The organism is Deltaproteobacteria bacterium IMCC39524, assembly GCA_029667085.1.
Classification (GTDB): domain Bacteria; phylum Desulfobacterota; class Desulfuromonadia; order Desulfuromonadales; family BM103; genus M0040.
In genome coordinates this window covers 156,449-171,909 of record JARUHJ010000002.1, presented here as the reverse complement: position 1 = coordinate 171,909, position 15,461 = coordinate 156,449, and the positions used below count along the sequence as shown (strand labels likewise).

Annotated in this window: 10 protein-coding genes; 3 read left to right on the top strand and 7 right to left on the bottom strand. The window is 52.9% G+C overall.

Annotation, left to right across the window (positions count from 1 at the left end):
- Positions 1-107 precede the first annotated feature (107 nt).
- From P9J64_06415 to P9J64_06395, 5 genes are all read right to left on the bottom strand, one after another.
- The gene (locus tag P9J64_06415; GenBank protein MDG5467959.1) at positions 108-2,072 is read right to left on the bottom strand and encodes a hypothetical protein; all 1,965 of its coding nucleotides are present in this window, start codon (positions 2,070-2,072) and stop codon (positions 108-110) included.
- Between the two features lie 72 nt (positions 2,073-2,144).
- A complete protein-coding gene (locus P9J64_06410; protein MDG5467958.1) occupies positions 2,145-3,443 on the bottom strand; it encodes an HlyD family type I secretion periplasmic adaptor subunit in 1,299 nt (432 codons plus the stop codon).
- 5 nt (positions 3,444-3,448) lie between these two features.
- A complete protein-coding gene (locus P9J64_06405) occupies positions 3,449-4,132 on the bottom strand; it encodes a hypothetical protein (protein ID MDG5467957.1) in 684 nt (227 codons plus the stop codon).
- A 170-nt stretch (positions 4,133-4,302) separates the two neighbouring features.
- On the bottom strand, positions 4,303-8,064 hold the full coding sequence (locus tag P9J64_06400; protein MDG5467956.1) for a TolC family protein: 3,762 nt from the start codon (positions 8,062-8,064) through the stop codon (positions 4,303-4,305).
- Between the two features lie 557 nt (positions 8,065-8,621).
- Positions 8,622-8,906 carry a hypothetical protein gene (locus P9J64_06395; GenBank protein MDG5467955.1) on the bottom strand — a complete coding sequence of 95 codons (285 nt, stop codon included), beginning with the start codon at positions 8,904-8,906 and terminating at the stop codon, positions 8,622-8,624.
- A gap of 51 nt (positions 8,907-8,957) precedes the next feature.
- Here P9J64_06395 and selA point away from each other — a divergent pair, with 51 nt between their 5' ends.
- The 3 genes from selA to selD all read left to right on the top strand — a co-directional run bounded on the left by selA (position 8,958) and on the right by selD (position 13,517).
- The gene (gene selA, locus P9J64_06390; GenBank protein MDG5467954.1) at positions 8,958-10,358 is read left to right on the top strand and encodes an L-seryl-tRNA(Sec) selenium transferase; all 1,401 of its coding nucleotides are present in this window, start codon (positions 8,958-8,960) and stop codon (positions 10,356-10,358) included.
- 129 nt (positions 10,359-10,487) lie between these two features.
- Complete coding sequence (selB, locus tag P9J64_06385; GenBank protein ID MDG5467953.1) at positions 10,488-12,398, top strand: selenocysteine-specific translation elongation factor; 1,911 nt, start codon at positions 10,488-10,490, stop codon at positions 12,396-12,398.
- Between the two features lie 138 nt (positions 12,399-12,536).
- The gene (selD, locus tag P9J64_06380; protein ID MDG5467952.1) at positions 12,537-13,517 is read left to right on the top strand and encodes a selenide, water dikinase SelD; all 981 of its coding nucleotides are present in this window, start codon (positions 12,537-12,539) and stop codon (positions 13,515-13,517) included.
- Positions 13,518-13,655: 138 nt separating this feature from the next.
- On the opposite strand, the gene P9J64_06375 is transcribed toward selD, so the two are convergent.
- Entirely contained in the window at positions 13,656-14,060 is a 405-nt protein-coding gene (locus tag P9J64_06375) for a hypothetical protein (GenBank protein ID MDG5467951.1), read from the bottom strand.
- Positions 14,061-14,196: 136 nt separating this feature from the next.
- A complete protein-coding gene (locus P9J64_06370; protein MDG5467950.1) occupies positions 14,197-15,432 on the bottom strand; it encodes a VWA-like domain-containing protein in 1,236 nt (411 codons plus the stop codon).
- Positions 15,433-15,461: the final 29 nt, after the last annotated feature.

The window sequence follows — 15,461 nt, the reverse complement described above, 5'->3', positions numbered from 1 at the left end:
AACAACTCCCATTTTCTATTTCTACCGATATTCCACAATCAGGCACGGGACAACCTGGCCAACTGTGAAGAGCTGACGCCACGTTACAGTGGCACCAGAATCATTTTCTAAGTCTGCAAATCTGCGTCATCTTTGTGACTCTGTTCACTCACCAGCAAGCCAAGCAGCCTGTTCGACTCCTTGGCATCCGCGGTCATATGAATCATTAACTCGGAAACCTGGCTACAGATCTCATCGTTGCCTTTCTCCGTAACATTGAAGATGGTCTCGAGTTGCCGGCCCAGTTGCTGCAATTCACTGCGGAAGTTATTGCTGGCCTCAACCTGTTCATTCAAGGTACGGAGCATGTCAGCTCGTTGCTTTTGGAAGTCATCAATCTCAGATGACAATGCTCGCTGTTGAACGCGTGCCGCCTCTGCTAACCTTTCTTCGATGTTGTATGAATCGAGAGTCTCTCTCAGGCCTTTCTGTTCATCCACCTGATTGGCGAGCAGGCTCCGGGACTCCTGGGCATCCACAGCAAGTCGCGCTGTCAGCTCGGAAATCTGACGACTGACATCACCATCACTCTTCTCGATAAGATTACAAATGCTGCCCAGCTGGCTGCCAAGCTGCTGCAAATCAGTGCGGAAGTTATTACTCGCATCGGTAAGAAGGATATGTGACTCCTTTGCATCATTAGCCAGATGAACCGTCAGTTCGGACAGTTGACTGGAAACCTCACCGCTGCCCTTCTCTATCACATCGAAAAGGCTGCCGAGTTTGCCCCCAAGCTGTTGCAACTGATCACGGAAACCATTGTTCGCCTCGGTCTGCTCGGCAAGGGTACGCAACATGTCAGAGCGTTGTTCTTGAAGCGTATTCTCTGTGGAAGCCAGCTTTTGCTCATGCAATTTTTCCGCCAAAGACAATCTTTCTTCAATATTGTAAGAGTCGAGTGTTTCCTTTAAGCCCTTCTGCTCATCCACCTGCATAGCCAACAGCTTACGCGTTTCTTTGGCGTCTCCAGCCATATGAACTGTCAACTCAGAAATTTGGTTACAGACCTCACCGTTGCCCTTCTCCATAATATTGACAATAGTGCCGAGCTGCCTGCCCAGTTCCTGTAATTCACCACGAAAGTTATTGCTTGCTTCGGTTTGCTCGGTTAAAGCCCTCAACATATCAGCGCGCTGTTTTTGAAAATCGTCTATTTCAGATGACAATTTACGCTGCTGCAGGCGTGCCGCCTCGGCCAATCTTTCTTCAATGCGAATCAGAACTTTGTATTCATCTCCGCTGCGCACCGCCACTCCTCCGGTCAAGCCGGCGGAGACAGCGGGTTCAAAGGAAAGAGCAAATTCGATGTGACGAGCAACTTCCGAATGAAGCAAGGAGAAGATATCCCCCTGTAAACGGCGGATTCCGACCATCATCAAGCCGAGGATGATTGATCCCAGCAAGCCGAACATAGAGGCCGAGAAAGCAATCCCCATTGACTGCATCGGGGCTTTCATCCGTTCAATCATGGTACGGAAGACAACGAGGGGACTCGCAGTTTTCATATCAATTTCTGCAAAGCTGCTGATCAGGGTTGAAATGTCATTAAGAGTTGCGAGCAGACCAATAAATGTTCCCAGCAGTCCCATACCGACCAACAAACCGGTCAGGTATTGGGGCAAGGCATTACGACGTTGCAGACCGGACCGTGCGTTTGTCAGTTCATTCTCAATGGCGACCTGTTCCTGATGAGAGATGGAGCGGCCGGTCGATGAAGCGACCATTTGAAACAAGCAAGCAACAGCGCCCGTATATTTGCTGGCTATTTCCTGCAGAGCGTCCAAATCAATTTTCGCGTGGATAGCTCTGGAAAAATCCACCACTGTCCTGGCTTCCTTTACCAACTGGCGGGCATTGATAAGGATCAGGAAGCCCCCGAAAAGGATAATAATGAAAATGGTATAGTTGATTTGTGGATGAGGATTGCGGGTTATGGTCATCTGAATCGCGTCAAAAAAAACTGCGGAGCCAGTCAGCAGCAAAACAAAAGGCAGTGATATAAGAATGTAGTAAATTTTGAGTTGTTTAAACATAACACTCTCTCTCTAAGGTTTATTTGTTGGCAAAAGGCCGGTCAGACTCCACAAACAACTGGTATAAAAAGCTTAATTGGCACGAAACGCCCCATCACGAAACTTCAACAAAGGAGAAAGGATGTACGACAGAACCGTTCGTTTACCAACGGCAATATCAACGCTTGCAGCCATGCCAGGCATCAGCACACCCGGCTGGCGGGCACGTGACATGATCGTCGACACATCGACCTCTATATTCACACGGTAATAGTGATTGTCTCTCTCATCGACCAGAGTATCGGAGCTGACCTCGGTCACATGACCTTCAAAGGTGCCATAGGTTGCGTAATCATAGGCTCCAATGCGCACTCGCGCCGGCAAGCCACGGCGGAGATGGGCGCGATCGTTTGGATTTGATCGGGTCTGAATGACAAAGCGTTCATCGCTAGGCGTAATTTCCAACAATATTTCGCTAGGACGTACGACGGCGCCAATGGTCGAGATATTCAATTTATTAATAAAACCCGCAACCGGGCTCCTGACGACATTCCTGTCGAGTCGGTCGACGCTGGTACCAATCTCATGACTTAGTTTTTCAAGATCCTCACGCACTTCAGTCAATGCCGAAGACGCTTCCGCCTGAAAACGGGCAACGGCTTCTTTTACCCGCGATTCGGCTTCTGACTGGGCAGCCCGTAAGCGCGGAGCAGCATTTATGGCTTCATCTATTTGCGAATTGAGCTTTTGTATGCGGATCTGGCTTTCAAGAACTTCCAGTTCAGAGGCAGCGTTGTTTTTTCTCAGGTCATCAATAACCTGATGCTTTTTCATCGCCAATTTCAACTCTTCAAGAAGGTTCTCTCTTTTCGAATTTATTTCCGCCAACTCGCTCTTCTTTTGCAGACTTAACGCCTGCAAGACCTGAACCTCTTCGTCAAGTTGAGCACGACGCGCCTGCCAGGCAGCGGTCTCCGAACGGATCACATTGGGGTCATTCAGCGTGTCGGGGAAGGTAATCGTGTCTGTCCCATTTAACTCAGCCATCAAACGGGCTTCACGGCCACGCAAGGCATCAAGCATGGACTGTTCCTGCCCCAGGTCTGAGCGGGTCTGTACATCGGCTAACTCTATCAAAGGTTCTCCGGCAACAACGACCTGACCTTCCTTCACCAGAATTTTACGAACAATCCCGCCTTCAAGATGTTGCACAATTTGCGATTTTCCGGCTGGAATGATCTGTCCCTCAGTGCGCACAATAACATCGACTTCTGCAATTCCAGCCCACACGAATAAACCGATACTGCTAAACAGCAACAGCAAGACAAAGGCGACCCGGGGCGACAAGTCAGCAAAGGCTTTACGTACCTTATGAAATATGGAAAGTTGCATAAGTCTTATTGACGCGGCCTGACCCTGACGATTGAGGCGTTGGCCTTGTTGTTTCCTTCAACCACCGAAACATCAATGTTTTCCTGGAGAAGTTCCATTTCAATCAGTAAATTTCGCACCGACATCGCTCTATAGAACCCCATACGCTTAGCTTCTGAAAAGCCCGCGGGGACTTCAACGGTAATACTTGCCTTCCCTGCTTCGGCAATGGGCTTCAATACCTCGAGCAAGCGGTCGTGTTCTGCAGGCATAAATTCAATGGACTCTCCCATGAACCGTACAATAATTTCTGTCTCACTAGCCAAGGTCTTATCCAGGCCATTCTGCGGTATCGCCAAAGGGGAGGTACCCTCCACAGTTTCAACGACACCACCTGCTTGAGCAGACTCTGGGACCTTCTTTGCAAGCTCCATTTTCAAACGCAGAACTTCACGCCTTAACGCAATATTTTCCTGAACTGGGTCAGTTGTGCCCGAAGGAATAGCTTCCGGATCCTCTAGGGGAGAAACCACCGGTGGATTTTCTGGTTTAGTCGGGCTGGAACGCCCTAGTTCGAGAGCAAACATGAAGACAGCGACCATCAAAATCGTCAAGAGGAAGAGGAGGTTAAGGATCAGGTTGGTCGTAGCGTCTACATAGCCGGGCCAGAAAATATCTGAGCCATCGTTATCTTCATGACGTGATGCCATATTGATTATCCACCCTTAGTTACGCACTTGAGTTTCACTTAACCCATTGTTTCAACTGCAGCTATCTCCAAGTGGCGCCGATGTTATTTTGCTTTGCGCGACAAAGTGACGAACGAGGTTAACTGTTAGAACCTTTACACAAAAGACTTTGATATCAGTTAAAGTTGGTTTCATTCACCCTGAGAAGACCTTCTTTCAGACTTCGCCCACGGAGTGCCGAGTGTCAGTCGAGCCAACTGCGCCACCGTGTTCATCTCAAGAGTATGCAAGCTGACCAAGCGGGCACGAACCTGGTAGTGCTGGTTGTAGACATCCAGAAGATCCAGTAGAGACTGGTTTCCGGAAAGCATCCTTTTTGACATGGCTTCTGACGCAATGGAGATCGACTCCAACTCCTGGTACCCGGACTTAATCCGATCCCTCGTTGATGTAAGAGCAGCATAATTGGCTGAAAGGGCTTGCACAACGCTACGACGCTGATCGTCCAGACGGTACTGCAACTCTTTGTGTCGCGCTACTTTTTCAAGATGAAAATTGTAGTCGTTTCCGCCGCTGAAAAGCTCCCAGTTCAACACCAGCATGAGGCGCTTGTCTCTCTGGTCGTCTTCACTGGGAGCACCACCTGCGCCACGGGAATAGGTGTCCGTGTACTCGGCGTCAACACGGGGCAGATAGCGGCCCTTTGCTGAGTGCTGGTCAATTTTTGCAGCCTCAAGTTCAGCGGTGAGCGCAGCAATATCAGGGTTGTGTTTCATAGCAACAGCAACAGCTTCATCAAAGGATTCCGGCAGCAACGAGGCGCCAACGTCCTCAACGACCGGGAGCCGAACCTTCTCAGGGACAAGGTTGGTCAGCCGAACAAATTCAGACCCCGCCGCAGCATGGGCAGACTCAAGCTCCAATCGGGAGGACACAGTCGCCTGACTGCGCGCGAGTACACGGGTCATGTCAGAAACGCTGGCTGCTCCAGCTTCGGATCTTTTTTCGATATAGGTCAGTAGCTCGTCAAGCTGTTTTTCAAAGTCGCGCGTCACATCAGCCTGCAAACGACTGGAGACCAGAGAAAGGTAGGAGCTGACAGTGGAGAGATAGGCATCGCCGTCATTGCCCCGATAACCCTCGTCGCGAGCCTGTTCTTTGACCTTGCGACGTTGCCAATCCAGAAAGATGGGAAGATCAAACAAAGGCTGACGAATGGTAAGCGCAGTATCAGTCCGAATGTGCTTATCAGAGTCGATAAGTTCCCCGGTTGTTTCATCCACGACAACGGAAGGCTCAGAGGTCTCATAACCACGATTTGCCCGAAGTGTAACGGAAGGCAGCATTTGGGCGAGAGCCTGCCCGGTTTGCGCTTCCGCCTGTTCAACACGCGCCAAAGCAGCAAGACTTTCGCGACTAAAACTTCGACCGGCGCTGATCGACTCCTGAAGGTCTGTTTCTCCGACCTGGTTGGCGAATTCATCTTCCAACACTTGATTGATCGCCATGCTTTTCACAAACTGCCCTTCGGCGTCTGCGAGGACTGAAATTTCAGACCGACCAACCAACCCCGCCAAGCTTCGCTCCCCCGGCACATTCAAACCATCTGCAACCGGCCTGGAGTCTTCAACACTTTGTGCTGAAGAAGAGATCTCTGGGATAGTGCTTGATTGAGAAGAATCTTTTGGAGCTGAAGACTCGCCAGAGTCTTCTCGAACAGTAGGTACTTCCAGATCAGCAGTCTTTTCAACATTCTCAGGCTCGACGAATACAGATTCTTGTGTGCGGAGATCCTGAGCTGTTTGACCGGCACCGGCCACCGGCACCGACGGGGTTTCAACCGAAGCAGGAACGGCATTGAGCAAAACTGCCGGGGCAGCCTCGGGTTCATTCTGTTCTGAGGCCTGCGATTTATCGGTATTCACCGCACGAGCGGGCTCTGTTTCACCGAGCGGCGCCAGTTCCTCCATTTCTGAAGAGGCCTCTTTTTGAGATGACGACACAAAACGACTGATTTCAAGCTCAGCCAAAAGCTCGCGACCAGCAGAGGTTCGCTCCATACCCAGCAGAGCAGCGCCTATCCGTTTCCTGAGTTCACCATCCGCACCTGGATGGGCAGCCAACTCGCCGTAAGGCAAAGCCGATGAAGGACTTGAGCTTTGAGCCAGACGAAAGACTTCACCAACAGGTAGTTTATCGAGGAATGTTTTACTGAGCCATGCCGCGTCGACTTCCCTGAATCGAGTCAACCAGCTATACAGCTGAGCTTCCGTATCGAAGCTGCGCATCTTGATAGGTACGGACAGCTGGGCTTGAAGATAACGACCGATTTTCTCCTCGGCTTTTGAAGATTGAACCAGAGCACCATCATCGGCGACAAAACCGATCAAAACCTGCCCGGCCCCATCAGTCTTTCGAAGTGGTGAAGACGCCTTTGAACTGGAGTTTGCTGGTGCAAGTTTTTCTTGCTCCAAAAGCTCAACTGATTGAGCTTTTGGTCTGCTGACAACCTGCTCTGCTTGCCCAGCAGAAGTCACCGGCATCGACGGGGTTTCTGCCAATGCAGGAACAGGACTGGACAAAAGTGGCGGTGAAACGTCAGAACTCTTCGATTCCGAGAGGTGCGATGCATTGTCGCTTATCGCGAGATAGTCGCCAGAATCGTCCCGCTGCACGGTCTCTTTTCGCTCTGGAGACGGTTGCCGATGAGGTGGTGGAACAAAACGACTGACCTCAAGCTCGGCCAACAACTGGCGCCCCGGGGCGGTTTGCTCCATGCTCAGCAGAGCACCACTTATCTGCTTGCGAAGATCATCTTCAACCCCTGGACGAGCGACGAGTTCTCCGTAAGGAAACACTGAAGAAGGACTTGGATTCTCTGCTAGGGAAAAAATTTCTCCAACGGGGAGTTCATCGAGGAATTGCTTGCTGAACCAGGCAGCATCAACCTCTCTGAAACGAATTAACCAGTCATATAACTGATCTTCCGTGCAAAAGTTGCGCACCTGAACGGGGATTGAGAGGTGTTCTTGCAGGTAGAAACTGAATTTCTGCATATTTTTTGATGGCGATAAATTATCGCAATCATCCACAATAAAACCGATCGAGACACGTTCGGAATCAATGGTGTCCCGAGATGGGGGAGAAGCAATTAACACGTCGGGTGCTCTTGAAGAGCTCGCTGGCTCTAAAGGCTCGACAAAATCTTCTGCAGCAGGGGAGCGAACCAGAGCATTAAGCTCCACGTCGTCCTCGGACTCGAGGACTCGAGATTCTGGCGTGCGCCCGGTCTGCGTTGCGCGACCGGCAACAAACACCGACATCGGTATGCCTTTGACTTCATCAAGGGGGGAACCAGGCTCTCCCGCCGGCACAACCGCCTCTGCCACCTTCGAGGGCATTCTTTGAGATGACGCAACAAAATGTTCAATTTCAAGTCGAGCCAACAACTCCCGCCCCGAAGATGTTTGATCCATACTCAAAAAGACATCACTGATCCGTTGACGGAGTTCACCATCAAAGCCGGGGTGAGCGACGAGCTCTCCCGAGGGGAAAAGACCAGAAGGCCTTGGGCTTTGAGCCAGAGAGGAAACGTCTCCGACAGGGAGACTCTTGAGGAAATCCTCACTGAGCCAGGCGACATCAACCTCTCTAAAACGCGACAACCAGTTGTATAGCTGGTCATCGCTTCCAAAAGTACGCATCTTGACCGGCAGGGATAACTGCTCTTGCAGATAAAAACCAACGGCCTCCAAATCTTTTGAAAACTCCGGAAGCTCACCCACCCCCAGGACAAAACCCATCACAATCCCCGTTGGTGTCGTGAGGGGACTGACGAAAGACTCAGACCGACTCGAAGATGCACGGGTTGATGATGTCGAATCATCGGTGCCCAACTGCACTTCGGCAGCAGAGGTCGAAACAAATGAAGACGCAACAAATTGCAGAGTCAAAAGGAGTGAACAGCAAACACACCACCTGAGACTAGCAAGCACAACCCTGCTCCTTGCAATCAGAAAAATTTCCTTGCAGTTCCAAATCATAAACGTCAGCTTTTCGATGTAATGAAAGGTAAAAGGAGGATTCACACAGGATAGATGTTTGTTTCGCTTTAGCATCAAAGCGATAAGAAGCGTCTTCCCCCAAAGAACAATTTACGCCCTTTCCCTGCAAAGGGCACAATAACGCGGTAAAATATCACAGTTTAGCAACAGTGAAAAGACCATTATTGTCCCTCTAAGTATAGGGTGCTCCGCTGAACTCATGCCCTCAAAGGAGCGCCATGTCCTCCATTTAATCATCCTTGACCTTGAAAAGGCTTAAAAGTACCCCAGAATATTGCTGTGACCACGTTGATGCAATCATCAGGCCCAGTTTGCACAGGTCATCACCACCTTGCCCCATCCTTACGGCAGAGGGACTTCGTCAATCACTTTTGTGAATATTAGTTGAAAGTTGGAACGCAATTTGTTACACAAACTACAGGGAAACATAACCAACAGATGACGCATCAAAAGGTCATGAAATAATGCTGCCAGCCGAACAACATAAAGCCTACTGCGATTTCTACGACACGGTTCGCAACGAAAAGCAGCTCGATTCTCGCACCACAGCGATGATAGGGTTGGCTGCCGCCATGGCCCGGGAATGCCAGCCATGAGTCGAATACTACCTTGGCGTGGCCAGGGAACAGAAGATTACAGACGAAGAAATCGGCGCCATCCAGGGGATCGTCATGGCTGTTGCCGCCGGCAAGATCAACGTCATGATGCGCGACATCCCCCCTCCTTCCCAAGACTGAAACAGACCCGTAAATTCTGCGACGTAAAACATCTGGAGGTGACCCATGCCTGATCGCCGCGCACTCTTGCGCACTCTGCCTGCAATCGATAGGCTGCTGGGGTCCAGAATCCTCTCCAAGCTTGAGGAAACTCAACCCCACCTTCTGATTCTTGAGGCCGCCCAGCAGGTTGTCGACGACCTGCGCCAACAGCTTCTTGACCAAAAGGCCCCCCTGCCCGACCTGGACATTGAGGCCGTTGCCGAACGGGTCGCCGTTCGGGTCGCGTTGATGGCCAAGCCCTCTTTACGCAAGGTCATCAATGTTACCGGCACGCTTCTGCACACCAACCTCGGTCGGGCGCCGCTCTGCAACGAAGCGCTGCAGGCAATCAAAGAGGTTGCCCAGGGGTATTCCAACCTTGAGTATGATCTCGATGCAGGCCAACGCGGCAAACGCTTCACCCATGTTGAAGAACTGATCTGCAAGCTGACCGGTGGCGAAGCAGCGACGGTGGTCAACAACAACGCCGGCGCGGTCATGCTCGCCCTGGCAGCCCTGTCCGGTGGCAAGAGTGCCATCGTCTCACGTGGCGAGCTGATCGAGATCGGCGGCTCTTTCCGTATCCCGGACATTATGGCGGCCAGTGGTGTCGAACTGGTTGAAGTGGGCACCACCAACAAGACTCATCTCAAGGATTACGCTGACGCCATCAACAAAGAGACGGCGCTTATTCTCAAGGTCCACACCAGCAACTACCGGATCCTGGGCTTCACCGAAGCGGTCAGCGGCGAAGAGCTGGCTGAACTTGCTCATCAACAAAACATTCCGGTCCTCGAAGATCTCGGTAGCGGCCTGTTGATGGACCTGACCCCTTATGGACTGCCACGCGAGCCAACGGTACGGGAAGCACTGGGAACCGGCATCGACCTGGTCACCTTCAGCGGCGACAAGCTGCTCGGAGGACCCCAGGCAGGGATCATCGTCGGCAATAAAGACGTTATCGACAAGGTCCGCAAGCACCCCATGGCCCGCGCCCTGAGGAGTGACAAGCTGAGCCTGGCGGCCCTCGAAGCGACCCTCAGGCTTTATCTTGATCCCCGGAAAGCTTTGCAGCAAATCCCCACCTTGAGAATGCTGTCATTGCCGGTCGAGGAGTTGCAGTACCGCTGCGAAAACCTCCTGCCCCATCTCTTGACTCATCTTGGCGACAAAGCAGACTGTGGCATCATCGAAACAACGGCAACCGTGGGTGGCGGCGCGCTGCCTCTTGCCGAGCTGCCCGGATGCGTCATCGCTCTGGCGCCAAAGCAAATCTCTCTCAATGAGCTGACAACGCGATTACGCAGTTGTGAGCCGGCTGTTATCGGGCGCATTCAGGACGATCGGTTCCTGATCGACCCCCGGACCCTGAACCAGGAGGATGAAGCCTTGCTTTTGAAGGCCCTGAAGCAGATTTTCTGTTGATGATATTATTCAACACGGAGGCGCGGTGACGCTGAAAACCTTTACCTGAAGTTTCCCTCTGCGTCACCGCACCTCCGCGTTGAATGACTTATTACAGCCCCAGAAACAATTGATACGGACAGACTACTTATGAACGACTCAACCCGCTACCACATCATCGGCACGGCCGGTCACGTTGACCACGGCAAGACGGTCCTGATCAATAAGCTCACCGGCATCAATACCGACCGCCTGAAAGAAGAGCAGGAACGTGGCATCTCCATCGATCTCGGCTTCGCACCCTTCAAACTGGCAGATGGCAGCATGGCCGGGGTCGTTGACGTTCCCGGTCACGAGAAATTCATCCACAACATGCTCTCCGGAATCGGCGGCATCGACCTGGTCCTGCTGGTCGTCGATGTTAATGAAGGGGTCATGCAGCAGACCCGCGAGCATCTGCAGATTTTGCAACTGCTGCAGATCCCACGCGGCATCCTGGTGCTGACCAAGTGTGACCTTGCGGAAGAAGACTGGATCGACATCGTCGAAGAAGAGGTTCGCGAGACTCTCGCCGGAACCTTTCTGGAAAAAGCACCTTGTTGCCGGGTGTCCGCGCTGCAGGGACTGGGGCTTGAAGAGCTTCGACAGACGATTCAGGAGATTCTCAAAGAGTTGCCACCGCGCGATGAAGAGGGTCCGACGCGCCTGCCGATCGATCGGCATTTCACGATCAGCGGCTTCGGTACGGTGGTCACCGGTACGCTCCTCTCAGGAAAAATCAAGGTCGGCGACACGGTTGAAGTCATGCCGCCCGGCGAAACCGTCAGGGTCCGTGAGGTTCAGGTTCACGGTGAAAAAGCAGAGGTGGCCAGAGCCGGTCAGCGTGTGGCACTCAACCTTGCTGGACTGGAACGCAGCAACCTGACCCGAGGTGCCGTGGTGGCAACCCCCGGATTCTTTACCATGACCGAGCGTTTCGATGCCCGGCTCAATCTGCTCAAAGAAGCACCGCGCCCACTCAAGTTTCGCGACCCCGTTCATCTGCATATGGGAACCGCCAAGGTCACCGCCCGCGTGGCGCTGCTTGATCGCGACGAAATGCAGCAGGGCGAAAGCGTGCTCGCTCAATTTCATCTCGACAGCCCCCTGGTCGCCCATCGCCAGGATCGCTTCATCGTTCGTTCCTACTCACCGATGGCGACGATCGGCGGCGGCCAGATCATCGACCCCACACCGGTGAAACATAAACGCTTCCGTGATGGGGTGATGCACGCCCTGAAAGAGCTGGAATCGGGAGAGGGTTCTTTTATTGTCCAGAAACTTGCCGAGCTCGGTTGTGTCAAGCTAAAGGAACTGGAACAGGCCTCGGGCTTGGGCAGGGAGAAGATTACAGCTCTCCTGGAAAGCCTCACCGAAGCCTCGCAAGTCACCAGGATCGGTGACCAATGGGTGACCATGGAAACCGCACGGGCCTGGCAACGCACCCTTCTGGACGCGGTTGACAACTATCACCGGGACAATGCTCTGCAACCCGGCATTCCGCACGCAACCCTCAAATCTGCGTTGCCTGCGAAGGTTGCGCCGAAAGCTTTTGAACAACTCCTTGGCGAACTCGTTGATGAGTCGCAACTGGTACAACGCGGAGAGTGGGTTGCAAGAATCGACTTTACCGCTCAGCCGACCGAAAAGCAGGAGCAGCTGTTACAAAAGCTTGAAAAAGTTTACCTGGATGCCGGCGTTGAGGCCAAAGGCCGCGTCGATATGCTGGCTCTGGCAGGAGTTCCCGATACACAGGTGGAATCATTACTCGCGTTCCTTTTTGCCAACGGCGTCCTGATTCGCCTCAACGATGATTCATTCCTGCACAAGGCGGCCTACCAGAAAGCGCTCACCTCTCTGGTCAATCATTTCGGTTCAAAAGAGACCCTGACCCTGGGCGAGTTCCGCGACCTGATCGGCAGCGCCCGCAAACAAACCCAGGCAATTCTGGAACTCTTCGATAGCCTCAAGTACACTATGCGTAAAGGTGACGAACGCGTCGCCTGGCAATTACCTAAATAACGGAACGCGGTACGAGGTACGCGGAGCGCGGAAAGCTTTTCTCGTCCCGCGGACCACGTCCCTCGTCCCAAGTTTGGAGCGAACACAATGAGCGTAAAACTGTCTCACCTGTCCAAAACCAGCGGTTGAGCCGCCAAGATGGCCCCCGGGCCATTGGCGCAGGTGCTGCGCCAGCTACCAACGGTTGAAGACAAGAACTTCCTCACCGCGTCGATTCCCTTTGCGGATGCAGGTGTTTATCAAATCGCGCCGGACTGTGCCCTGGTGCAATCGGTCGACTTCTTCACCCCGATCGTCGACGATCCGCGCATTTTTGGGCGCATTGCTGCGGCCAATGCCCTCTCCGACATCTATGCCATGGGCGGAAAGCCTCTCACGGTGCTGAACCTGGTCGGTTTCCCGGCCTGCCTTGAAGAGGACGTCCTGGTCGAAATCCTTAAAGGGGGAGCAGAGAAGGTGCACGAAGCCGGAGCGATTGTTGTCGGCGGCCACACTGTTGAGGATGACGAGCCGAAATTCGGGCTGGCCGTAACCGGCCTGGTTGATCCGAAGAACCTGATTACCACGGCCGGAGCAAAAGCTGGAGACGTTCTAGTGCTGACCAAACCTCTCGGAGTCGGTATTCTGGCAACAGCATTAAAAGGCGAGGTCATCAAGGAAGAGCAGATGAAAGAGGCCATTCAAGGCATGGAGACCTTGAACCGCGCGGCTTCGGAAGTCATGCTCAAGGTGGGTGTAAATGCCTGCACCGACATTACCGGCTTCGGCTTACTCGGTCACGCTCAGGAGTTGGCAGACGCCAGCCAGGTCGGCCTCGAAATCGAAGCCTCTGCTTTGCACGTTTATCCCCAAGTTATAGATCTTGCTGAAATCGGCCTGGTGCCGGTCGGCAGTTATCGTAATCGAGAGCATTATATGCCAAGCGTGGTCAATCGTGAACGGGTCGCTCCTGTGATCGTGGACATTCTCGCCGATCCGCAGACCTCTGGCGGCCTGATGATCTGTGTAGCGGAAGACAAGTTATCGCAGCTTAAGGTTCAACTTGAGGCGGCTGGCTGTAATGCGATCCATATTGGTCGGGTTGTCGGGGATCATCCGGGGATGTTGACTATAAAATAACGACCCTATAAACCAATGACATTTAACGCACCAAAATTAGGCGCTTTAGGCGAAGGCGCGAAGGGGTAGAGAAAGCCCGCAAAGAAAACCACTTCAAAAAGCAAGAACAATGACCCTTTGCGTCTTTGCGTTGGTCTTTTAAAGATCCCCTGTGAGTTTCTGCAACGTGAACAGCTTCGGGTTGAGATCTTTGACGCAAGCAACAATCTTTTTCAGCCCCTCTTCGTCAACACCTGTTTCCTCGTCTTTGCCCTGAAACCAGTCATAACCTTTCGGCAATTCTGAATAAGTCCCATCCCGCAGCAGAGTCACATCAACCATCTCATTGATTCGCCCGGTCGCTTCCCAGGGATCGCGGTAATCATACTGGCGGGCAACAACATGCAGCATCAGGCCATTTGCAAAAGCCCCCTTGGCCTCGAAGGAAAATTCACGCGGGGCACTGTAGCTGTCTGTGCGTCCACCACGCGACATCACCCTGGCGCCGGCGCTCTCTAAAAGTTCTTTGATCGATTCCTCGGTCATCGGTTTTGGCTGATTCATTTTTGCATCCTCACATTTTAACCACAGAGGTCACGAAGCCCACGAAGCTAAATCCCTTCGTGAACTTCGCGCTCTTCGTGGTTAACCATCAAAGAGACACCGCCCCCAAGTTTCACGTTCTCAGTATCGCGTCCCGTTAACGCTCAGAACTGAGTCTTAACTCCACCCCCCACGAAACCGGCTTCTGCCCATCAGGTGTCAACACCCACAAGGTTGGAAATTCCATCTCCTCGGGCGCTGGGCCATAGCCGTCTGTCAGGTAGATCACAGCCGCCGGCAATGGATGCATCTCTTTCGCATAATCAAAAACCGGGCGCAGGTCGGTAAAACCACCACCGTGGAAAACTTCTGCGGTCATCTGGATGCTGCGGAACTGATCGATACGGCGGATTCGGCTATGGGCATAGAGAACCGTGATGTGACTGTCACGCCCCCGTGCAATCTGCAGGAGTTCCCTGGCGAAAGTCTCTCGCAGAGGCCCCTCATCGGTCGATTCGCTGACATCAATAGCAACCAACAGCTTCAATTGCCGGCGTTTGCGAACCCCCGGCGTGTTGTGTTGGAAACGCCGATGCTGACGCTGCCAGCTGCTCTGTCGACCGATACGACCGGCCGTGCCGATAAACTGACGCAAGATCTGCTGCCACGGAATTTCCGGTGGCGCCAACCAGCCCTCAATCAGGCCAGTGATGTCTTCGGGGACTTCGCCATGAGCCTTGCGATGAGCCTCACGCACCAGATCGCGAACCACCTGTTCGGCAAGACGCTCGGGAGTGCTGTCGGCCTCGTTCCATAAGCTGTGATCATCGACGGGCGTCGAAGAACTCTGGTCCGCATCTGATTGGCCACTCTCATCATCTTGACCGAAGGCTTCCAGGCTGGCATTGCCAAGACCTTCCCCTTCCAGGTTACCTATATCAAAGGGCCTGGTCAGCAAGCGAGCGTACTCTTCTGCAGCGAGGCCTGTCTCCAGCTTGAATCTCTCAGGCCTCGGAGCGGCCTCAGGCATATTGGCGATGGAAGGATTGATTGCCAGATCCGTAGCCACATCCCAGGTCAGGCGATGGACACCGCGACCACGAACCGGGTGCAGGTGCAACAGATGCTTGATGCCATGTTCAAGCAGGGCCACCTGTTCGTCGGCAGAGTAAGCAGCAAGGGTTTCGGGATCAACGGAGAGGATGGGGGTGCCATGACTGATAGTCACGCCCAGGCCACATTGATCTTGCACAACTCGTCGCCGAAACCCCAGAAGGAGATGACCGTAAAAAGGTTTCTGCTTAAGCAGACGGACAACAGCATTTTCGAGAACCCGAGGAGGGCTGTCTGGGAGGGGTTGCCTGTCCGGAAAACTGATCAGTTCAGCGCTCATCACTCATGAACCATAATTGCACACGGCAC

What these genes read in the sequence shown, in the direction of transcription:
- P9J64_06415 (MDG5467959.1), bottom strand. Translation starts at nt 2,072, where the DNA reads ATGTTTAAACAACTCAAAATTTACTACATTCTTATATCACTGCCTTTT.
- P9J64_06410 (MDG5467958.1), bottom strand. Translation starts at nt 3,443, where the DNA reads ATGCAACTTTCCATATTTCATAAGGTACGTAAAGCCTTTGCTGACTTG.
- P9J64_06405 (MDG5467957.1), bottom strand. Translation starts at nt 4,132, where the DNA reads ATGGCATCACGTCATGAAGATAACGATGGCTCAGATATTTTCTGGCCC.
- selA (MDG5467954.1), top strand. Translation starts at nt 8,958, where the DNA reads ATGCCTGATCGCCGCGCACTCTTGCGCACTCTGCCTGCAATCGATAGG.
- selB (MDG5467953.1), top strand. Translation starts at nt 10,488, where the DNA reads ATGAACGACTCAACCCGCTACCACATCATCGGCACGGCCGGTCACGTT.
- selD (MDG5467952.1), top strand. Translation starts at nt 12,537, where the DNA reads ATGGCCCCCGGGCCATTGGCGCAGGTGCTGCGCCAGCTACCAACGGTT.
- P9J64_06375 (MDG5467951.1), bottom strand. Translation starts at nt 14,060, where the DNA reads ATGAATCAGCCAAAACCGATGACCGAGGAATCGATCAAAGAACTTTTA.
- P9J64_06370 (MDG5467950.1), bottom strand. Translation starts at nt 15,432, where the DNA reads ATGAGCGCTGAACTGATCAGTTTTCCGGACAGGCAACCCCTCCCAGAC.